This window comes from Lentzea albidocapillata subsp. violacea (assembly GCF_900100275.1).
Classification (GTDB): domain Bacteria; phylum Actinomycetota; class Actinomycetes; order Mycobacteriales; family Pseudonocardiaceae; genus Lentzea; species Lentzea violacea.
Map to the genome: position 1 here is coordinate 103,519 of NZ_FNET01000003.1, position 19,902 is coordinate 123,420.

At 67.8% G+C, this 19,902-nt stretch carries 25 protein-coding genes and 1 pseudogene; 9 read left to right on the forward strand and 17 right to left on the reverse strand.

The window, feature by feature from the left end:
* Window positions 1-63 precede the first annotated feature (63 nt).
* Both BLR21_RS08335 and BLR21_RS08340 read left to right on the forward strand, forming a co-directional pair.
* Window positions 64-1,044, forward strand: a complete 981-nt coding sequence (locus BLR21_RS08335) for a malate dehydrogenase (RefSeq protein ID WP_090005249.1) — start codon at window positions 64-66, stop codon at window positions 1,042-1,044.
* A 24-nt stretch (window positions 1,045-1,068) separates the two neighbouring features.
* Entirely contained in the window at window positions 1,069-1,884 is an 816-nt protein-coding gene (locus BLR21_RS08340; protein ID WP_090005598.1) for an inositol monophosphatase family protein, read from the forward strand.
* Here BLR21_RS08340 and BLR21_RS08345 read toward each other — a convergent pair.
* From BLR21_RS08345 to BLR21_RS08395, 11 genes are all read right to left on the reverse strand, one after another.
* Window positions 1,881-2,072: a DUF1918 domain-containing protein gene (locus tag BLR21_RS08345; RefSeq protein WP_090005250.1), complete on the reverse strand. Its 192-nt coding sequence runs from the start codon at window positions 2,070-2,072 to the stop codon at window positions 1,881-1,883. The two genes, BLR21_RS08340 and BLR21_RS08345, sit on opposite strands and share 4 nt — an antisense overlap.
* A 97-nt stretch (window positions 2,073-2,169) precedes the next feature.
* On the reverse strand, window positions 2,170-2,517 hold the full coding sequence (locus BLR21_RS08350) for a hypothetical protein (protein ID WP_090005251.1): 348 nt from the start codon (window positions 2,515-2,517) through the stop codon (window positions 2,170-2,172).
* Between the two features lie 45 nt (window positions 2,518-2,562).
* Entirely contained in the window at window positions 2,563-3,534 is a 972-nt protein-coding gene (locus BLR21_RS08355; protein ID WP_090005252.1) for an ABC transporter ATP-binding protein, read from the reverse strand.
* Complete coding sequence (locus BLR21_RS08360; RefSeq protein WP_030478430.1) at window positions 3,531-4,328, reverse strand: ABC transporter permease; 798 nt, start codon at window positions 4,326-4,328, stop codon at window positions 3,531-3,533. Before BLR21_RS08360 ends, BLR21_RS08355 begins: the two co-directional genes overlap by 4 nt.
* Window positions 4,321-5,031 (reverse strand): ABC transporter permease, encoded by a 711-nt coding sequence (locus BLR21_RS08365; protein WP_256334559.1) that lies wholly within the window; start codon window positions 5,029-5,031, stop codon window positions 4,321-4,323. The genes BLR21_RS08360 and BLR21_RS08365 overlap by 8 nt, the downstream gene beginning before the upstream one ends.
* 112 nt (window positions 5,032-5,143) lie before the next feature.
* Complete coding sequence (locus tag BLR21_RS08370; protein ID WP_090005253.1) at window positions 5,144-6,520, reverse strand: serine/threonine-protein kinase; 1,377 nt, start codon at window positions 6,518-6,520, stop codon at window positions 5,144-5,146.
* Between the two features lie 38 nt (window positions 6,521-6,558).
* Entirely contained in the window at window positions 6,559-7,485 is a 927-nt protein-coding gene (locus BLR21_RS08375; protein ID WP_090005254.1) for an SdiA-regulated/phytase-like domain-containing protein, read from the reverse strand.
* A 91-nt stretch (window positions 7,486-7,576) separates the two neighbouring features.
* Entirely contained in the window at window positions 7,577-8,143 is a 567-nt protein-coding gene (locus BLR21_RS08380; protein ID WP_090005255.1) for an HhH-GPD-type base excision DNA repair protein, read from the reverse strand.
* A gap of 43 nt (window positions 8,144-8,186) precedes the next feature.
* Complete coding sequence (locus BLR21_RS08385) at window positions 8,187-9,098, reverse strand: nucleotidyl transferase AbiEii/AbiGii toxin family protein (RefSeq protein WP_090005256.1); 912 nt, start codon at window positions 9,096-9,098, stop codon at window positions 8,187-8,189.
* Window positions 9,095-9,937: a type IV toxin-antitoxin system AbiEi family antitoxin domain-containing protein gene (locus BLR21_RS08390; protein ID WP_090005257.1), complete on the reverse strand. Its 843-nt coding sequence runs from the start codon at window positions 9,935-9,937 to the stop codon at window positions 9,095-9,097. The genes BLR21_RS08385 and BLR21_RS08390 overlap by 4 nt, the downstream gene beginning before the upstream one ends.
* 129 nt (window positions 9,938-10,066) lie before the next feature.
* Window positions 10,067-11,182, reverse strand: a complete 1,116-nt coding sequence (locus BLR21_RS08395; protein WP_090005258.1) for a J domain-containing protein — start codon at window positions 11,180-11,182, stop codon at window positions 10,067-10,069.
* 106 nt (window positions 11,183-11,288) lie between these two features.
* Here BLR21_RS08395 and BLR21_RS42355 point away from each other — a divergent pair.
* From BLR21_RS42355 to BLR21_RS08405, 3 genes and pseudogenes are all read left to right on the forward strand, one after another.
* A pseudogene (locus BLR21_RS42355) lies at window positions 11,289-11,365 on the forward strand.
* A 100-nt stretch (window positions 11,366-11,465) separates the two neighbouring features.
* Window positions 11,466-11,837, forward strand: coding sequence for an MmcQ/YjbR family DNA-binding protein (locus BLR21_RS08400; RefSeq protein ID WP_090005259.1), 372 nt, complete (start codon window positions 11,466-11,468; stop codon window positions 11,835-11,837).
* Between the two features lie 20 nt (window positions 11,838-11,857).
* A complete protein-coding gene (locus BLR21_RS08405; protein WP_090005260.1) occupies window positions 11,858-12,118 on the forward strand; it encodes a Prokaryotic metallothionein in 261 nt (86 codons plus the stop codon).
* Here BLR21_RS08405 and BLR21_RS08410 read toward each other — a convergent pair.
* The gene (locus BLR21_RS08410; RefSeq protein WP_090005261.1) at window positions 12,115-12,708 is read right to left on the reverse strand and encodes a TetR/AcrR family transcriptional regulator; all 594 of its coding nucleotides are present in this window, start codon (window positions 12,706-12,708) and stop codon (window positions 12,115-12,117) included. The two genes, BLR21_RS08405 and BLR21_RS08410, sit on opposite strands and share 4 nt — an antisense overlap.
* Before the next feature lie 81 nt (window positions 12,709-12,789).
* Between BLR21_RS08410 and BLR21_RS08415 the strand changes: the two genes are divergently transcribed.
* Window positions 12,790-13,125 carry a nitroreductase/quinone reductase family protein gene (locus tag BLR21_RS08415; RefSeq protein ID WP_090005262.1) on the forward strand — a complete coding sequence of 112 codons (336 nt, stop codon included), beginning with the start codon at window positions 12,790-12,792 and terminating at the stop codon, window positions 13,123-13,125.
* A 5-nt stretch (window positions 13,126-13,130) separates the two neighbouring features.
* Here the strand turns inward: BLR21_RS08415 and BLR21_RS08420 are convergent, their stop codons facing one another.
* Window positions 13,131-13,706 (reverse strand): ABC transporter permease, encoded by a 576-nt coding sequence (locus tag BLR21_RS08420; RefSeq protein ID WP_090005263.1) that lies wholly within the window; start codon window positions 13,704-13,706, stop codon window positions 13,131-13,133.
* A gap of 23 nt (window positions 13,707-13,729) precedes the next feature.
* On the opposite strand from BLR21_RS08420, the gene BLR21_RS42360 reads away from it, so the two are divergent.
* Window positions 13,730-13,870: a hypothetical protein gene (locus BLR21_RS42360; protein ID WP_176929539.1), complete on the forward strand. Its 141-nt coding sequence runs from the start codon at window positions 13,730-13,732 to the stop codon at window positions 13,868-13,870.
* Here BLR21_RS42360 and BLR21_RS08425 read toward each other — a convergent pair.
* Window positions 13,851-14,900, reverse strand: a complete 1,050-nt coding sequence (locus BLR21_RS08425) for a medium chain dehydrogenase/reductase family protein (protein WP_090005264.1) — start codon at window positions 14,898-14,900, stop codon at window positions 13,851-13,853. The two genes, BLR21_RS42360 and BLR21_RS08425, sit on opposite strands and share 20 nt — an antisense overlap.
* A 105-nt stretch (window positions 14,901-15,005) precedes the next feature.
* Here BLR21_RS08425 and BLR21_RS08430 point away from each other — a divergent pair, with 105 nt between their 5' ends.
* On the forward strand, window positions 15,006-15,632 hold the full coding sequence (locus BLR21_RS08430; RefSeq protein WP_218130816.1) for a TetR/AcrR family transcriptional regulator: 627 nt from the start codon (window positions 15,006-15,008) through the stop codon (window positions 15,630-15,632).
* Here BLR21_RS08430 and BLR21_RS08435 read toward each other — a convergent pair whose 3' ends face one another.
* The 3 genes from BLR21_RS08435 to BLR21_RS08445 form a co-directional block, all read right to left on the reverse strand.
* Window positions 15,633-16,577, reverse strand: a complete 945-nt coding sequence (locus BLR21_RS08435; RefSeq protein ID WP_090005266.1) for a ribose-phosphate diphosphokinase — start codon at window positions 16,575-16,577, stop codon at window positions 15,633-15,635.
* A gap of 10 nt (window positions 16,578-16,587) precedes the next feature.
* Window positions 16,588-17,277, reverse strand: coding sequence for a hypothetical protein (locus BLR21_RS08440; protein ID WP_256334560.1), 690 nt, complete (start codon window positions 17,275-17,277; stop codon window positions 16,588-16,590).
* Between the two features lie 159 nt (window positions 17,278-17,436).
* Window positions 17,437-18,243, reverse strand: coding sequence for a metal-dependent hydrolase (locus tag BLR21_RS08445; RefSeq protein WP_090005267.1), 807 nt, complete (start codon window positions 18,241-18,243; stop codon window positions 17,437-17,439).
* 272 nt (window positions 18,244-18,515) lie between these two features.
* On the opposite strand from BLR21_RS08445, the gene BLR21_RS08450 reads away from it, so the two are divergent.
* Window positions 18,516-19,739, forward strand: a complete 1,224-nt coding sequence (locus BLR21_RS08450; protein ID WP_030478450.1) for an NADP-dependent isocitrate dehydrogenase — start codon at window positions 18,516-18,518, stop codon at window positions 19,737-19,739.
* Window positions 19,740-19,902 lie beyond the last annotated feature (163 nt).

Consider the following 19,902-nt stretch of genomic DNA (forward strand, 5'->3'; position numbering starts at 1 on the left):
ACGTGCGGGACGCCGGGCGACCTGCCCGACGTCAACGAGGACGATCGTCATTCGGGAAGGCTCATGACCCGCACGCCCGTGAACGTCACTGTCACCGGTGCAGCCGGCCAGATCGGCTACGCACTGCTCTTCCGCATCGCTTCCGGCCACCTGCTCGGCCCGGACACCCCGGTCAACCTGCGGCTGCTGGAGATCACCCCCGCGCTGAAGGCCGCCGAGGGCACCGCGATGGAGCTGGACGACTGCGCCTTCCCGCTGCTCAGGGGAATCACGATCACCGACGACGCGAAGACCGCGTTCGACGGCGTGAACGTGGCCCTGCTCGTCGGCGCCCGCCCCCGCACCAAGGGCATGGAGCGCGGCGACCTCCTCGAGGCCAACGGTGGCATCTTCAAGCCGCAGGGCGAGGCGATCAACGCCGGTGCCGCTGACGACGTGAAGGTCCTCGTGGTCGGCAACCCGGCCAACACCAACGCCCTCATCGCCCAGCAGCACGCGCCGGACGTCCCGCGTGAGCGCTTCACCGCGATGACGCGCCTGGACCACAACCGCGCCCTGTCGCAGCTCGCCAAGAAGCTGGGCGTCGCGGTCACCGACATCCAGAACATGACGATCTGGGGCAACCACTCGGCCACCCAGTATCCGGACCTGTTCCACGCCAGGGTGGGCGACAAGACCGCCGCCGAGGCCGTGAACGACCAGGCGTGGCTCGAGAACGACTTCATCCCGACCGTCGCCAAGCGCGGCGCGGCGATCATCGAGGCCCGTGGCGCGTCTTCCGCCGCGTCGGCCGCGAACGCCGCCATCGACCACGTCTACGACTGGGTCAACGGCACCGAGTGGACCTCGATGGCCATCCCGTCGGACGGCTCGTACGGCGTGCCCGAGGGCATCATCTCGTCGTTCCCGGTCAAGTGCTCCGGCGGCAGCTACGAGATCATCCAGGGCCTGGAGATCGACGAGTTCTCCCGCGGCCGGATCGACGCCTCCGTGGCCGAGCTGGTCGAGGAGCGCGACGCGGTCAAGGGCCTCGGCCTGATCTGAGTCTTTCGTGGCAGGGTGGGGAACGTGCTGATCCCATGGGACGTTCCCCAGCCACAGCTCTCCGATGACGTGCACCCTGCGCTCGCTGACGCCGCCCGCGCGGCGTCGGCGGCGTACGGGCGTGCCCGATCTCTGCACACGCGCCTCGAACTCCGCGAAGAAGTGGCGGACGGCGCCGACGGAACACCGACGATGCTCGTTGATCGCATCGTCGAGGACGCGATCCTGGAGTCCATCCACCGCAGTCGCGTGAACCTGCTCTCCGAGGAAGCCGGGTTCGTCGACAACGGCTCCGCGATCACCCTTGTCATCGACCCGGTCGACGGGTCCGCGAACGCCGCGTTCGGCGTCCCTCTCTCGTGCTTCGCCGGTGCGCTCGTCGAAGACGGCACGGCAAAAGAAGCTCTGACGACGTGGTTCGACACGGGCCGTGCGTGGCACGCGCGCGCAGGAGTGCCGACGTCGTTCCGCACCACCGGACGCACGACGCTGAAGGGTGCGTCCGTCTGCCTGATGCGCCCCAAGACGCGCACTCAGGACGCGTGGCTGCGCATCGCGAACAGCGCCGACCGCATCCGTGTGCTGTGCACGACCTGCCTGGAGACCATGCTGGTCGCGGAAGGCACGGTCGACGCCTTCATCGATCCGGGCAGCGACACACACCGGATCATGGACCTGGCGACGGCACTGGTCACCGTGCCCGCCGCGGGCGGCGTGCTGGTCGACCTGCACGGGCGGCCGTTCACGTTCGAGCCCGACCTGACCCACCGGTGGTCAGGCGTGGCGGCAGCGACTCCTCAGCTCGCCGAGGAGTTGATTGCCACCGTTCTCGACGGCTAGATGGCGCCCCGTGGCTCGACGATGCAGTCGGGTCCGGGGAACACCAAGCCCTCGTGGCCGTCGTTGAAGCGGACGAGGTACGGCGGATGCCCGTCGGTCCCGCGCACTTCGAGGATCTCTCCGAGACGCTCCTCCAGGCCGACGGAACGGCTGTGGACGTGGAGCCTGTCACCCACTGTTGCTTGCATGGTGCTGCAACACCTCCGGTGTGCGGCGTGAGGCTTGGCACGATGAACGCGTCAAAGCGTAGGCCGCCACCGGAGATGTGCAACAGGGCTCAAGTGCTCATCCGCCGCAGGCTGAGGAGACCTTCGCGGCGAGATCGGCCTTCTGCTGCACCCAGTCCGCCGCGGAGTTGACGTTCTGCATGCCGTTGGCTGCCTCTTCGAGAGCCTTCTTCACCTGCTCGTCCGGCGCGGAGCTCGCGAGAGCCTCGAGCTCCTTCGCCTTGGCCTGGGTTTCCTCCAGAGCCTTCTGCGGGTCGCTCATGTCCGGCGAGAAACCCACGAGCGAGATCGCGTCGGCGCACAGCTTCACCTTGTCCGCGGTGTTGCTGACGCCCTGGATCGCGTCGCATGCCGTCAAGCTGCCCAGCGCGATGACAGCCGCGGCAAGCGGTCCAACTAGGCGCATTCGCTCTCCTTGTGCCCGAAGTGTCCGATTCTGTTACCGAAGACTCTACCGACGTATGTCTTGATCGAGTTCACGTTGGTACAGCTTCCGGATGACGTCGTCGATTTCCGGCTCCACGACGGCGAGGTCGTGGACCTCCACCTGCCGCACCACCTGGGTGATCAACTGTGCCGCCGTCGTCTCCGCTCTCCTGAACGTGAGGTGGTGACGCAGGCCGTTGGCCTCGCTGCGCACCGCCGTCACTCCAGGGACGTCCGGTGCCGGACCCGGTTCCCTGAGGTCGATGACGAGCTCGCGGTCAGGCGTCACCTCGGCGCGCAGTTCCTCCAGCGGGCCGTCGGCGAGCACCCGGCCGTGGTCGATCACCATCAGCCGCGGGCAGAGCCGTTCGATGTCGTCCAGGTCGTGCGTGGTGAGCAGGAGTGTCGTGCCGCGACGGGTGTTGATGTCCGCGAGGAACTCCCTGAGGCGCTCCTTGGACTCCAGGTCCAGGCCGATCGTCGGCTCGTCCAGCACCAGGAGCTCCGGGGCGTGCAGCAGCGCGGCGGTGATCTCGCCGCGCATCCGTTGCCCCAGCGAGAGCTGCCGCACGGGCGTGATCAGGAACTCTTGCAGGCCAAGGAGTTCGACGCACTCGTCGAGCCGCCTGCGGTAGTCCTCCGCTGACACCCGGTAGATGGACCTGAGCAGGTCGAAGCTGTCCCCCAGCGGCAGGTCCCACCAGAGCTGGCTGCGCTGGCCGAACACGACACCGATGCGTTTCGCGAGATCGCGCCGCTGCTTCGACGGGTCGATGTCGCCCACCCTGACGTGGCCGCTGGTCGGCACCAGGATCCCGGTCAGCATCTTGATCGTCGTGGACTTGCCGGCGCCGTTCGGCCCGACGTACCCGACGGCCTCACCCGCGGCGACGTCGAACGTGACGCCGTCGACCGCCGTGACGGTCCGGTAGTTGCGGCGCAGGCCTTTGGACGTGGCTACCTTGAACTCCCTGCGGAGCTCCCTGACCTCGATCATGATCCCGTTCCCCGGTAGTGCCTGACCGCGAACCGCCACACGAAGCCGGCGACGACCGCCGCCAGCGCCGCGACGAGCGGTGATGTCCAGCCGACCCAGCCAGGAAGGCCGAGCGGATCCTGCTTCCCGAGCAGCGCGAGGCTCGGGTAGTACGCCACGAACGCCCCCGGCACGATGAACGCCATCACCCAGCGCAGCGGGGCGGAGTAGACGTTGACCGGGTACGACGTGAAGGCGTTGCTGCCGTAGGTGAAGGCGTTGGCGAACTCGCGGCCCTCCACGATCCAGAAGCACACCGAGCACGTCACGACCCAGATCGCGCCGAAGATGACCGCGCCGGCCAGCGGCGTGGCGATGGTCAGCGCGACCTTCGCGGGCGTCCAGCCGATGCCTACGTGCGCCAGCGCGTAGACCATCACGGCGATCGCGCCGATGATGCGCCCGACCCTGCGCAGGCGCACGTCCGAGACCATGATCTGCGGCAGCGTGCCGAGCGGCCGCATCAGCAGCACGTCGAAGGTGCCGGTGCGGATGTACGTCGGCAGGTTGTCGAGCTGTCCGGCGAAGAGGTCGGCGATGCCGAACGCGATGCCCGCGAACGCGTACATCAGCAGCACCTCGTCCTTGGTGAACCCGCCGAGCGCGCTGACGTGACCGAACAGCACGAGGATCACGACCAGCTCGATCCACTGCGCCAGCACCTGCGTGACGAGGTCGAGCGCGAACGACGCGCGGTAGGACATCTGGCTTCTCAGCCGCGCGCCGATCAGCCTGGGGTAGATGGAGTCAGCCACCCTGCACCACCACCCTGCGCACCGCGCGCTGGAGGACCAGATGACCGGCCGCGAGCAGCGCCACGGCCCAGAACACCTGGTAGAGCAGGGTTCGCACCGGGTCGCCGTGTCCGAGGAACACGTCGATCGGCGCCTGCATCAACGCGGGGAACGGGGTCATCCACAGCACGTCCCGAGCCCACTCGGGGAAGAACGCGACCGGCACGGTGAGCCCGCACAGCAGGCCGGACGTGACGTTCCAGAACCCGTACAGCCCCCGGTTGTCGAGCAGCCAGAACGCGCTGACGTCGATCAGGAACCGGCACGCGAAGCTGATGACCAGCGCGATGACCGCGCTGACCAGGAACAGCGGCCACTGCACCGGGCTGGCCGGGAACTGGAACGGGAACAACAGCATGCCGAACACCATCGGCGGCGCGAGCCTGGTCAGGAACGCGTACCCGCCGCGGCCGAGGTCCTGCGCGAGCAGAGCGCTCTGCAGGTGCCACGGCCGGTACAGGTCGACCACGACGTCACCGGATCGCACGCGCTCGGCGAGCTCGTTGGTTCCCCACAACAGGATGAACCCGAGCAGCCCCTGCCCGATCCAGACGTACGTGTTGGTGGCAGCGATGCCGTACTCCGCGATCTCACCGTTCGCCGCCTGGAGAGCGGCGACGAGAACGGCGGCCCGCAGCAGGCCGAAGACCACGTTCGCGGTCATCCCGGCCAGCATCGCTTGTCGGTAGGTCGAGTACCTTCGGAATCCAGCAATGATCAAATCGGCGTGAACACGCACGTCGGTCAACGTTAGTGACCGTCGCAAGTGGATTTGTTCAACTGCCGAACGCGCTGGTGACCACCTCACCCGCTCCGGGTTCGGCGCCCATGCAGAGGAAGTAGCTGCGCGAGCCGTCCTTGTACCCGACCGCGGTGATGTTCCAGCCCGTGGTGTCGACGTTCGGCCTGGTGACCGCCTTCATCAGAGCGGGCGTGCAGACGTTCTTCACCTCCGCCGAGGCCAGCAGCTCGTCGGAGTCGACCGCCGGGATCTCCCCGGACAGCCAACCGCCGCCGAACGCCTCCCAGTAGTGCTCGTCCGCGCAGGAACCGACCTTGCGCGCGGAGGCGGCCGTACCGCCGATGGTGTTGATCCCTCGGTAGCAGGTGGACTTGTCGACGCAGAACCCGGCGTTGTCGCACTTCTTGAGGAACGGCGGGATGTCCTCGGCACCGCCCTGCTGGGGCGTCGACGGCCCGGCGCCCTGGGCGGTCGTCTGCTCCTTGCCGAAGGGGTTCCACACGACCAGGCCCGCCACGACCGCGACGACGAGCCCTGCCGCACCGGCGACCAGCGGCCACGTCCTGCGCTTCGGCGGGGCGGACACCGGCACGGTCGGCATCCGCATCGGGTCGATCAACTCGTCCCGCAACTGCGCGGCGCTCGGCGTGCGCAGGTTCGCGTCCGGGTGCAGAGCCCTCGCCAGCGCCTCGTGCAACGCGGGCGGCACCCCGGGCACCGCGGGCACGGGCCGGCGCAGGATCTCGCCGAGCTGGTCGAAGCTGGTGATCGGCCACGGCACCGGACGTGGCGGCTTGCCGGCGAGCAACGTGTAGAGCGTCGCCGCGAGCGAGTAGACATCGGCCTGCGGCGTCGGCTCGGCCATCGCGAACGCCTCGGGCGGCGCATAGCTGGGGCTCAGGGCGTCCCTGGTGACCGTGCTGCCGCCCTGCGCGTCGAGCAGCGCCGCGAGCCCGAAGTCGGCGAGCTTCGGCGTGCCGTAGCGGTCGACGAGGATGTTGGCGGGCTTGATGTCCCGGTGCAGCACGCCTTCCTGATGTGCCGCGGCGAGTGCGTCGGCGAGCTTGATGCCGAGGTCGCGGACCCGCTCGGGAGGCAACGAACCCTGTTGGTCGAGCTGGTCGGAGAGCGACCCGCCCGTGCACAGCTCCATGACGATGTACGGCGTGCCATGGCCGGTGATGTTCGCGTCGTGCACCCCGACGACGTGCGGATGACCCGACAGCTTCGCCGCCGCCTGCGCCTCACGGAGGAACCGCCTCCGGTCCCGCTCGTCGACCAGGACCCGGTTGTCGATCTTCACGGCGACGTCGCGACCGAGTTGGGCCTGATGGGCGGTGTAGACGGTGGCGAACCCGCCCGCGCCCAACGGTCTCAGGTCGGTGAGGCCGGGAATGTGGGGTGCGGTCACGCGCGGCAGCTTAGTTCCGCACCCCGACAATCCCAGGACTAGACCGTGCAGTTCAGCGTGCCACTCCGGAGCGCGTGACTGCTCGTGTTGTTGTCGTCCGACCAGAGAACGACCTTCTTGCCGTTGGTGCAGCTCGGCGAGATCGCGAACCCTTCGAGGTTCACGTTCGGCAGCGTCGACGGCCGGTTGTACGTCGCCGTGACCTTGAACTTGCCGCTGCTGATGGCGAGCGTCGTCGCCCGGCCGCCGCAGTGGTTGTCGCAGAGGCTCCACAGCTTGCCGCCGTCGAACTCCAGGCCCATCACCTGGCTCTGCCCGCTCGCGAACCTGCTCAGCAACTTGGCGCTGGATCCCTGCAGGGCGTACACGTACACCTCACCGGTGGCCTCCAGCCCGACGAAGAACAACCCGCTGCCGTGACCGGGGTAGTCAGCGGGGTTGTAGGTCCTGCCGCTGTCGTCCTTGAAGCCGTTCCGCGTGAGGAACGAGTCCGGCACCCACGAGATGGCCTCGGGCCCGTCGTTGGGGTCGACCTCGGGCATGCCACCGAGCTCCCACTCGGCGACCGCGTTGCTGCCGGTGCCGTACTTGAGGATCTTCGGCGCGCTCACGTCACCGTCGTCGTTGTCGCGCTCCACAGCCACAAAGAGCCCGTCAGGAGTGCTCACAACCCCTTCGGCGTCGGGAGCACCCTGCCCGTCCGCGAACCTGAGCGACCGCTTCTGGTCGACCTTCCACGTGCTCCCGCTCGGCACGAGCCGGTACAGCGTGGAGGGCCCGTTCTTGACCGCCCACACGACACCCGGACTCTCGAACGACAGCCCGCTCAGGTTCTTGCCGAAGACGTTCTTCCCGCCCGCGTACTTCGTGGCGGAGTCACCGGGCCATGACGTAGCCGCCCCCGCCGGAAGGCCGGTCAACCCGAGCACGAGGACCGTGAACACGCCGATCACCTTGATGCGCAACGCAAACGCCCCTTCTCTCACGAGGTGGCAAGATCGCACCTCGCGCAGACTGGCGGCGGATGTCCAGTGCACCAGACGATGAACAGCCGTGCTACTTCTTGGCGGCGGCCTTCGCGGCCTTCTTGAAGTCGCGCACCTCCAGCAACGACGCCTGATCGCGCACGTCAGCGACACTACGTCGGCTTCCTTCGTCCCCGTAATGCCCAGCCGCCGCACGCCACCCCTCGGGCGTGACGCCGAACTGTTTGCCCAGAAGTGCAAGGAAGATCTTGGCCTTCTGCTCCCCGAACCCAGGCAACGCCTTGAGCCGCTTCAACACCGCGGCCCCGTCCCCGTCGGCCCAGATCCGCGTGACGTCGCCGTCATAGGTCTCGACGACGAACTGCGACAGCGCCTGCACCCGCTTGGCCATCGAACCGGGGAACCGGTGCACGGCGGGCGGCGTGGCCATGACGGTGGCGAAGGCCTCGGGGTCGGCCTCGGCGATGCGGCGCACGTCCAGGCCACCCATGCGGTCGGCGAGGACCTTGGGGCCGGAGAACGCCTTCTCCATCGGGATCTGCTGGTCCAGCAGCATTCCGGTGAGCAGGGCGAACATGTCCGACGCGAGGAGTGCGTCCGCGTCGGGGTTCTGTGCGAGGCACACCGTGCGGTTCATGTTGGAATGGTGTCACGGACCAGACGACTGTCGCCTGCTGAGCTCACGGGTTCCGGCTCCACCGCAGTTCGGTGGCGATCCACCGACCTGGGTCCGGTGCCGACAGAGCCGGGTTGAGGAACCTCCCCATGAGCTCGGCGGCCTGCGCGAGCGTCCGATGTGCCGCCAAGGCATCGAGCGTGCCGGCTTCGCGTCCGTAGCCTGTGTTCCAGGAGGTCGGCTCTGGCACGATGAACACCTCGGGCAGCTCAAGATCGATGCCTGCGTCTCGCCGCCGCTGACATTCGTGCCTGATCGCGACCTGTAGTTCCCGGCCGGGAATGGACTCGCGCAGGGCGATGAGCACCAGGTCCACGAGATCGCGATATCTCGTGGAAACCCTCCCGTTGTGCTTCTCGTAGAGGGCGCACACCTTGTCCGCTACGTGAGCGATCAGCGGGTAGAGCCTGACCACCGGCCAGTCGTCAGGCCAGTCAACGGGGACGGACGGCTGAAGCCTTCGCAGTTCGGGTGTTCCGTGCAGGGGCGAGTGCACGACCAGATCAACACTGACGGTGCCCTCCGTTCGCAGGCCTACCAGGATGATGAACGACACGCGTGTAGTCGGGCGGTTCTCCGTCATCTCGGTACGACCTCGGTAGTCGTACCGAACGAAGTCACCCAGATCGACGGCCGCGGCGGAGCAGATCGCCGCCACCGCCTCGTTCAAATCGGTGGCATACGGGCGACACAGATCGATGTCGCGGCTGTGGCGGACATCGCGGTAGCGCACGAGCATCGCTTGGCCGCCCTTGAGGAGCCAGCCGTCGGGGTCGTGGTGGAAGACTCTGGCGAGGAGCCGTTCGAAGTAGAATCTGTTGAGCAGATCGCCAGGCCGTGTGCCTGCGTTCGCAGCTTCGCGTTTGGCGCGATCCCGAAGCGCACGGCTCAGCGCCTGAGGCGACGCGTAACTCACTGCTCGGTCTCCAACCTGGGGTTGTTCTTGCCTGGTTCGTCGATTGCCGCGTTCACGGCGGCCTGCAGCTTCTTCAGCTGTGGCATGTCCAACCCCGCAAGTTGTGCAGCGATCGCGTGAACTGTTGCGGTTGCTTCAGGACTGGATTCAGCGGCCATCGTCACCGCTGATCGGCCGTCGAACGCGGCGTCTGCTCCTGCCTGGTGCAGCAGGTGTCGGAGCAGGCCGAGCCCGCCGTTCTCGGCGACGCCGTATGCGGGTGCGTAGTCGGCCAGTATCACCAGAAGACGTTGCACGTCGACCAGTTGGCGACGCAGCGCATCGTTGAGAACGCCGCCCAGATGACCTCCGTCGACCTGGCCGGCGAGGAGGTCTCTGATGGTGCGTTCGACCGTGGTCACCGGCAGACCGTCGTTGGTTGTGGTGATCTCGTCACGCGACAGATCGCCACGATGCAGCCGTATCCCGGAGATTCGGGTGGTACGTCGCCGTGGCACGGTGAGCTCGACTTGTGGCGCAGGGATGTCGCCGAGCCCGTGCAGGACGCAAGCGGTGCGATGCGAGAGGACCCCGTCGTCCTGATCGGCGGCGTCTCGCTCCCAGGCGCGGCGAGATGGAGCGAGGTGGAGCCATGCCGACTTCTCTTCGAGATGGTTCGGTGTTCCTGCCGCGACTACGAGATGGACGCCGCGCGTCACGTGGTCGACAAGCCCCGCCGACACCAGCCTCGTCAGAGTCGTGCGGTTCACTCCTGCGGCATCTGCCTGCCGGGTTGTGAACAGGCCCCACTGGTCAGCGGCGATGTCGCCTACGACTTGAAGAGCCTCTACCCGTTCCATTCAGCAAACGCTACACGCGGCGCAGCGTTTGCTACGGTCTGGGTGTAGCAAATGCTGCATCCCGTGCGGTCATGGCGGCCATCCTGGCATGCCCGGCAGACGGCCACGAATCCTGGCGAAGCCCCGATGTCAGGCGCCGGCGACGCGGACTTCGGAGACCACCTGACGCACGAGGACACGCAATGCCTCGCGGTCGACGGTGGCCGGGTCGTCGGCCAGCCAGTCGCCGATCTCGCTGACGAACTGCTCGGGTGTCATCGGCGGTATCTCGAAGTCGAGGTCGTCGTCGCACGTGACCTCGCCGGCGCGGCTTGGGTAGACGAGCAGGGCGCCGCGGACCTCCAGCCACGGCAGGAGTTCGGCGAAGCGTTCGACGCCCTCGATCAGTTGGGTGCCGCCGCCGCGGAACGGGTGGCCGTTGCGCCAGAGTTCGCCGTCCTCGTCGCGGTAGTAGTGGCCGGGGAGCCACGACTTCGACTCGATGAGGACCAGGCGGCGGCCGCAGAGCAGGGCGTGGTCGATGTCCGTGAAGACCGAGCCGGGCCAGGCGAGGCCGTGGAAGATGCGCACGCCCGGTAGCTGGGTCATGTACTCCGTGAGCAGGCCGGCGGTCAGCCGTTCGCGTCTGTTTTCACCCGGACGGCCGAAAATCGTGTTCCCGTCGTACTCGCCGGCGAACGCCCGTTCGGCTCGCGCGACCGTCATGTAGCGGCGTACCAACCGGAACGCGCCGTAGCCGGCGCCCGCCACGAGCGGCAGCCAGACGGCGAGCAGCAGCGGCGACAGGGTCATCGTCAGGGGGATGAGCAGGACGAGCCAGCCGCCGATCGCGGCCGCCGCTGGGGCGTGGCCGAGGCCGGTGGCGGGGACGTACCGGACGCGCGCGCCGAGGTCGATGCGGTGCCACCACTCCATCGAACCGAGGTCGACACGGGGGCGCGGCGCCATGTAGTTCGGGTCCTCGCCGAAGTCGCGCAGCCTGCCCGTGTGGCCTGTTCTGCGAGGTCGCGGCCGTGTTTGTGGCCGCACCACGGAGGGTGTCCGGAGAGTCGGGCGGTCGTAGTCGGCGCGCCGGGCCGGGTCCTTCAGCGTCTCGTAGGCCTCCTGGAGCAGGCGGAAGCCGCCAGACGTCCCACCCGCGTCGGGGTGCATGACCTTGGCGAGAGAGCGGTAGGCCGACTTGATCTCCGAGGCGCTGGCGCCCCGGTCGACACCGAGCAACTCGTAGTAGTCGATCCCTGGCACGACACCGTCCAGTTCGGGGTTGGTCCGTGAACCTTATTGGGTCCAACACTTTCGCAGGGCATACGGCCCGGACTTCCCCGACTACTGTGAGAGACGCGGTGGCGATGGGGCCTGTAGCGCAGTGGTCGACGCGCCCTCCTGAACGGAGGAGGGAGAACGCCGGTTCGAATCCGGCCGGTCCCGCTCAGAACGTTCACTGGCTCCCGCCGCAGTGCAGTGTCCTCTGTGGACGGTGGGTTGGACGCCGGCTGACAGATCGCCGTCGAAGGCGCAGGATGTCCTGGTGGACGCGCTCGAACACCTGCGCCGCCTCTGTCTCGCGCTGCCAGAGGTGACCGAACGCCTGAGTCATGGCGAGCCGACCTGGTTCGTCCGCGGCAAGAAGACCTTTGTGACGTCAGCCGACCACCACCATGACGACCGCACGGCGTTCTGGTGCGCGGCGGGCCCTGGTGTGCAGGAAACGCTCGTCGCGCAGGCGCCGGAGAAGTACTTCCGCCCGCCCTACGTCGGTCGTCGTGGCTGGCTCGGTGTGTACCTCGACGTCCCACTCGACTGGGACGTCCTCGCCGATCTTGTCGAGGACGCCTATCGGGTGATTGCCCCGAAGACGTTGGTCGCGCAACTCGACGCTTCGAGTTGCCGACCCGACTGACCTGTCGCAGTCTTCCGCGCATGGCGACCTGTGACGTCTGTGGCAACGAGTACTGGATGGCCTTCGAGGTGCGCACCGTCGGCGGGGGTGTGCACACGTTCGACAGCTTCGAGTGCGCGATCCAACGGCTCGCGCCGCGCTGCGAGCACTGCGACTGCCGCGTGATCGGGCACGGCGTGGAGGTGGAGGGCAAGTTCTTCTGCTGCGCTCACTGCGCGCGCAAGGGCTCGGCCGACCTGGGCGCGATGATCCGCGACACCGTCGGTGCACATCCCGGTTAACCGAGGACGAGGTCCAGGCTGAGCGGCACGGGCGGCGGCAGCACGTCCGTGCCCGTTCGGAACGACTCCAGCAGGTACGCGACCAGGCGCCGGGAACTCGCCACGGCGACCTCCGCCGGCAGGCTGGACAGTCCGCCGTTGGCCACGAGCACCAGCGTCAGGTCGTGCGGTGAGAAGTCGGCCCGCAGGTGCCCGCTGTCCTTCGCCCGCTGCACTAGCGCCACGAAGCCGAGCCATGTCCGGTCGCGCGCCTCGGAGTGCAGGTCGGGGAACGAGGCCATGAACGCGGCGGTGAAGCCCCTGTCGCACGCCTGGAGCAGGCAGACCTTCTCGATCACCGTGCGGAGCCCGCGCCACGGGTCCGGGTCCTTCAGCGCGTCGTCCATGACGCCCTGGCAGACGGCGAACTGCTCGGCGAAGGCCTCCATGACCAGCGTTTCCTTGGTCGGGAAGCGCCGGTACAGGGTGGCGACGCCGACGCCTGCCCTGCGTGCGATCGCGGCCATCGGCACTTCCAGTCCGCGCTCGGCGAACAGTTCGCGGGCGACGACGAGGACTCGCGCGCGGTTCTCCCGTGCGTCGGCTCGCATCTGAGACGGTTCAGCGGTCACTTCTTCTCACTTCGCCTCAAGCGGACGGGGGTCTCCACTTAGCAGACTACGGTGAAACGCATGAGGGTTCAGGGACCGATGGTGCGCCGGGTCAACAAGTGGATCGTCGGACTGCGCGACGCGCCGCTCGTGGGGAAGCTCGTGCGCAAGGGGCTCACGGTCGTGACGTACACGGGCAGGCGGTCCGGTCGCACGATCAGCACACCCGTTGGCTACCAACGCAAAGGCGATGTCGTCGAGATCCGCGTGATGTTGCCGGACGCGAAAGTGTGGTGGCGCAACTTCGAAGGCGAGGGCGGTCCGTTGACGCTTGAGCTCGATGGCACGGAGAAGACCGGACACGCGACTTCGCACCGTGACGACAAGGGCCGTGTCACGGTGCGAGTGCGGCTGTAGAAGCCTTACGCGGCAAGGCGTCGACGCTCCAGGAACGCCGCCACCAGGTAGGCGCCGCCACCCAGCACGGCCAGCGTGCCGAAGAAGCCGGCTCCCGGAATGAACAGCGTCGCGGCGGCGACGAGCATGAGCCAGGTGCCCAGGTTGTAGTGCAGGGCGTTGCCGCGGATCGCGCCCTCGGCGATGTAGATCAGGCCGACGACGATGGTCGAGCCCGCGGGCCACAGCACGGTCTGCAGTTCCGGCTTGTCGAACACCGTGCTCAGGCCGGTGACCGCCAACGCCAGAGCGGTGAAGCCGGTGATCCAGGCCGTGCCGACCAGTTTCTCGGCTCGTCGGCGCGCTTCCGGAGCGGCTTTCTGGGCCCGCAGCGACGCGGTCATGGCGAAGACCGTGCCGGCGACGAGGCCGGTGGCGAGCAACCCGATCGGCAGCCACGCCGGCATCAGGACCGCGCCGGACCTGGAGAGCAGCGCGGCGCCGTGGCCGAAGACGTAGGCGAACGCGAAACCCAGGTAGGCGGCGCGGTTGTCGATCTCGGTGGACGCGACGGTGGTGGCGCGAACAGCGGTGGCGTTCATGGCGGGGACTCCCGGAAGGTCAGATGAGTGAAGTGATCAGGCGCGGTGCGATGACGACGAACTGGGGCGAGCGGCGGATCGAGGCGCGCTGGTCGACGAGGGCGGTCGCCGCCGCCACGATCGCCTGGCGGCAGCCCGGCCGGCTCACGGCTCCGGGACGATGACGACCTTGCCCAGCACGGTCCGCGACTCGGCCAGTGCGAGCGCGGCACCCGCCTCCGGCAACGGGATGCGCGCGGCGATCTGCGGCGTCAGCACGCCGGCCTTGACCAGCGCGAACACCTGCGTGAGGTCCTCGGTCAAGCGAGCGCGGAACGCGGCGGCACGGAAGCGCTTGCCGGCCCAGAAGTTGTAGAAACCGGCGCGCTTGCCGTTGGGCAGCAGGTTCCACAGCATCAGCCGGCCGAACAGCTTGAGCACCGGCAGCATCGCGTTGCCCGGCTCGTCCTTCGTGGCGGCCGAACCGTAGTTGACCAGCGCGCCACCGCGGCGCAGCAGCCGCCAGGAGTCGTGCAGGGCGGAGCCGCCGACGTGGTCGAACACGGCGTCCACCCCCTCGGGCGCCAGTTCGCGGATGCGGGCGTACATGTTCGGGTCGCGGTAGTCGACGGGGATCGCGCCGAGCTCGCGCACCGCCTCGTGGTGGCGGGCGGAGGCCGTGCCGATCACCCTGATGCCGGCGTGGCGGGCGAGCTGCACCAGCGTCGAGCCGACGCCGCCGTTCGCGCCCAGCACGACGATCGTGTCGCCGCGCTTGACCTTCGCCGTGCGGTACATCATCTGCCACGCCGTGACGCCGTTGACCACGACGGTCTCGGCGGCGGCCGCGTCCACGCCGTCCGGGACGGGCACCAGGTCGGCGGCCTCGACGATCAGGTGGCTCGCCCACGCGCCGACCTTGGTGACCGCGGCGAACCGGTGTCCCCGCAGGTCGCGGCCGACGCCGGGCCCGGTTCCGACCACGGTGCCGACGACGTCGTAACCGGGCACGAACGGGAACGCGGGCTGGTCGTAGTACTTGCCCAGGCGCATCTGCTGCTCGGCGAACGAGACGCCCGTGGCGTCCATCCGCAGGACGACCTGGCCCTGACCCGGCGCGGGCAGGTCGCGGACCTGGACGTGCAGGCCGGCGGGCTCGACCACACCCGGCAGGACGATCTCGGTGGCGCGGGTGGTGGTGGTCGTGGCGTTCATCGTGACTCCTCGGTCTCGGCTGTGCTTACGGACATAAGCTAACGCCCGTAAGTTTAGGACCACAAGACCTAACACCCATAAACTTTCAGATGTATGGTTACGGCCGTGACGAACACGGAACCGCGCAGGCGCAACCGCAGGGGCGAAGGCGGAAAACTGCGGGACGAGATCATCGCGGCGGCCCTTGCGCTGCTGGACGAGGGCGGCGACGAACGTGCGGTCACGCTGCGCTCGGTCGCCCGCAAGGCGGGGATCGCGGCGCCGTCGATCTACCCGCACTTCGCGGACCAGCCGTCGATCATGCTGGCCGTGGTGCAGCAGGAGATGGACGCGCTCACGACCGTCCTGCGCGAGGCCGGCGACAACGCGGGCCCAGACGCACGCGCACGGCTCTTCGCGGTGTGCAACGCCTACCTGGACTTCGCGAAGCTGCACCCGCAGCGCTACCGGATCATGTTCGGCGGTCTGTGGACGCCGTCGGTCGACGTCACCTCGATCACCGACGCCGACCTCGAATCACTCGGCGTGGAGGCGTTCACGCTGCTCGTCGACGTGCTCGGCGCGTGCGTCGAAGAGGGGATCGCCCACGGCAGCGACGACCTGTTCGGCGACGCGGTGGCGTTGTGGCTGGGGCTGCACGGCCTCGCGCACCAGCGGGCCGTGGTGCGCAAGATGCCGGGACCGGCCGACGTCGGAGATCGGCTGATCACGGCACTCGCGCACCTCAAGTGACTAAGGAGCCTCGAAGAGGGTCGACACCGACTCGCCGACGTTGATCCGCCGCATCGCCTCGGCCAGCGCCGGCGCGATCGACAGCACCTTCAACTTCGGCACGGACTTCTCCGCCGGGATCGGCACGGTGTTCGTCGCGACGATCTCCAGCACGTCGTCGAACGCCTGCAGCCGGTCCAGCGCGCCGGCCGAGAACAGCCCGTGCGTGCAGGCGACCCGGATCGACCCGGCGCCGCGTTCCCGCAGCTTGTCCAGCAGTTCGATCACCGTCGAGCCCTTGGCGATCTCGTCGTCCAGCACGATCACGTCCCGCCCGGCCACCTCGCCGATCACGGTCTGGATCTGCACCTTGTCGTCGGCGAACCGCTGCTTGGCGCCGGCCGCGACCGGCAGCCCCAGGATCCGGGCGAAGTGCGCGGCCTCCTTGGCGTTGCCGAGGTCCGGCGACACCACGACGGTGTTCGAGAGGTCGTACCGGGAGAAGTGCGCGGCGAGTTCGCGCAGGGCGTGCAGGTGGTCGACGGGCACCGAGAAGAACCCGTGCACCTGCGGCGAGTGCAACGTCATCGCCAGCACCCTGGACGCTCCGGCGGCGACCATCAGATCGGCGACCAGGCGGCCGCCGATCGAGATCCGGGGCGCGTCCTTCTTGTCCGAACGCGCGTAGGCGTAGTGCGGCAGGACGACGGTCGTGCGCGCGGCCGAAGCGCCACGGGCAGCGTCGAGCATCAGCAGGAGTTCGACGAGGTGTTCCTGCACCGGCGGCACCAGTGGCTGGATCAGGAACACGTCCCGCTCCCGGCAGTTCGCCTGCAACTGCACTTCCAGGCAGTCGTTGGCGAACCGCGTCAGACGGCTGGGGGAGAGTTCGACACCGAGGTGACCACAGATCTCGGCGGCTAGGGAGGGATGGGCAGAACCACTGAAGACAGCGATGTCACGCACATCCGCAAAACTAGTCGATGACCAGCACCAACTTGCCGTCGCGGAAGAACGGCGTCAGGTTCCCGCGCGTGTCGACCGTGTGTGTGCCGCGCGGGAGGACGGCCTCTATGGCCGTGAACGCGAGGATGTCCGACACCCCGTGGCGGCCGCGCAACGACCGTTGGCCTTGGTATCGCAGAGCGCGCCCCTCGCGGCGGTACTGATGGGCCTCGGCAGCAGTGGAGGCGCCTACTCGAAGCGCCTCCGGGCCTACCAGACGTCCTGAGGACGCACCGCGTACAGCGACGCCGAAACCCTGTGCGACCAGTGAGTTCACCACTGCGTCGGACGGGGGAACGGGCAGGAGGAAGGACATCGCGTAGTGGGCGTCGACCTCGTGCACCACGACCGTTCGGGCCGTGGTCAGCACTGTGTCGTGCAGCTCCAACGCGATCTTCTCCGCTTCCCAGCGGTTTTCATAGCCGGCGTCGACGCCGACGAAGGTGCTGGTCACCTGACCTCCACGAAGATCGGGTTGGAGTAGCACCACAGGGTCCTCCCACGGGTTCGCGGCTCCGGGTGTGTCCGCCTGGGGTTCGAACGCGCCGCGGTTGCCGTCGGTTCCGCGCAACCGGGGGAAGAACGGCTCCCCGGCGTTGCGGAACGTGTGCGTGAAGACCGCATAGTGCCAGCGCGGCTCGTAGGATCGCTCGACCTTCACATGTGGCGTGGCCGACGTTTCAAACGATGATCGTCCGGTTACCGCACCTTTGATTAGGTCCGAACGGCGCAACCTGGGGATGGCTGAACCTCCACGCGACGGGTCGGGGTCCGTGGAGGCTAGGCCGATCGGGTGTGGTGCAGGTGGACGCCGGGTGAACTAGACCGGAAGGAGGTCCACCCAGTCCAGGAACGGCAGGGCGCCGGTGCCCTGCAACGCGGCGAGTCCCAGCCAGATCGACAGGATCGTCACGACCGGCCCGACGATGGCCATCTCCACCACGCCGCCGGTCCTCATCCGCATGATCTTCGGCGGCGCGACCGGGTACCACGTCTTGCCCATGATCGGGATCGGCCACAGGATCGGGCAGCCCTGCTCGGTGATCGCGTCACCGATGTAGTGCGCGAAGCACCCGACGCCGACCGCGATCCCGCACGCCGCGGCGGACGCGTCCGTCTGCGAGGTCCACGCGATCATCGCCCAGGTGATCCCCGCCGAGACCACGGTGATCAGCAGCGCGTCCTGCTTGGGGCACCAGTCGTTCATGATCCCGCGCACCGCGAGACCGGCGAACACGAACATGAGCACCGGCAGCGCCCACTTCTGGCTGTTCTGGATGACCGCGGCGGTGAAGACGGCGGAGAACAACGCGAAGACGAGCGTGTGCGTGAGACCACGATGTCCGCCGTCTCGCTTGGAATCCCTCTTCAGGCGTGTCGTCCGGTAGACGAAGCTGCTCAACGCGTTGATGCCCGCGGACAGCCCGCTGCTCAGCGCTCCGAACGTGCGCGAGATGGTCGAACCGGGGTGGTCCAGGTCGGGCAGAAGTGCCGCGCCGGTGGCGAGAACCGCGCCGACGGCCCAGCTCTGCGGCGAGAGCTGGCCGATCGGGTGACTTGACGCGAGTGCGGTGACCGCGCTCCAGGCGAGCAGCCCACTCATCGCATGTGTTGGCCCAGTTGACACTTACGCCCTTTCCGGTGATCACCCGACCGTGCAGACAGTAGTCGTTGCTTGAACGCCGCCGGAGCAGAACTCGTGCAACGGCGAAGAAGATCGACTCCTGCCTGGTGGGGCCCGCTCTCGTGGTGACCGGTGGGCGGGAGGACTACGGTTCACACCAACGGCGCAGTGCTTGGCGTCAGTTGAATCGATGTAACCAGGGTCGCAGGCACAGGGCGGCGTTTTACCAGTACGCTTGTCCTGCTTGCATCGTCGCGAGAGGAGCGCCCAGGATTATGGGCAAGATCAAGGTTCAGGGCACCGTCGTCGAACTCGACGGCGACGAGATGACCCGGATCATCTGGCAGTTCATCAAGGACAAGCTGATCCACCCGTACCTGGACGTCACTCTGGAGTACTACGACCTGGGCATCGAGCACCGGGACGCCACCGACGACCAGGTCACCGTCGACGCCGCCAACGCCATCAAGAAGCACGGCGTCGGCGTCAAGTGCGCCACGATCACGCCGGACGAGGCGCGCGTCGAGGAGTTCGGCCTCAAGAAGATGTGGGTCTCGCCCAACGGCACGATCCGCAACATCCTCGGTGGTGTCGTCTTCCGCGAGCCGATCATCATCTCCAACGTCCCGCGGCTGGTGCCGGGCTGGACGAAGCCGATCATCATCGGCCGTCACGCGCACGGTGACCAGTACAAGGCCACCAACTTCAAGGTGCCCGGCGCCGGCAAGCTCACGATCACGTTCCAGCCGGAGGACGGCTCGGACCCGATCGAGCACGTCGTCACCGAGTTCCCGGCGGAGGGCGGTGTGGCGATGGGCATGTACAACTACAACAAGTCCATCGAGGACTTCGCCCGCGCCTCGTTCTCCTACGGCCTGCAGCGGGGCTACCCCGTCTACATGTCGACGAAGAACACGATCCTGAAGGCCTACGACGGCGCCTTCAAGGACATCTTCCAGCGCGTCTTCGAGGAAGAGTTCAAGGCGGAGTTCGACGCCAAGGGCCTCACCTACGAGCACCGCCTCATCGACGACATGGTCGCAGCGGCCATGAAGTGGGAGGGCGGCTACGTCTGGGCGTGCAAGAACTACGACGGTGACGTCCAGTCCGACACGGTCGCGCAGGGCTTCGGCTCGCTCGGCCTCATGACGTCGGTCCTGATGACGCCGGACGGCAAGACGGTCGAGGCCGAGGCCGCGCACGGCACCGTGACGCGTCACTTCCGCCAGCACCAGGCCGGCAAGCCGACCTCCACGAACCCCATCGCGTCGATCTACGCGTGGACCCGTGGCCTCATGCACCGCGGCAAGCTGGACGGCACCCCCGAGGTGATCCGCTTCGCCGAGGCGCTCGAGGAGGTCGTGATCGAGACCGTCGAGTCCGGTCAGATGACCAAGGACCTGGCCCTGCTGATCAGCAAGGACCAGGCGTGGCTGACCACCGAGGACTTCCTCGCCGCGCTCGACGAGAACCTCAAGAAGAAGATGGCGTCGTTCTGATCGCCTGACTCGAGCACGTGAGAAGGCCACCCCGGTCACACCGGGGTGGCCTTTCTCGTTGCCCGTCACCCGGTCGGTTCCTCTTGCGGGTGGTTGCCGCGCCGAGCCGTCCACACCCGTCCCGCAGCCGCTATATCTGCTGTTCCAGGGCTTTGTGCGTGCG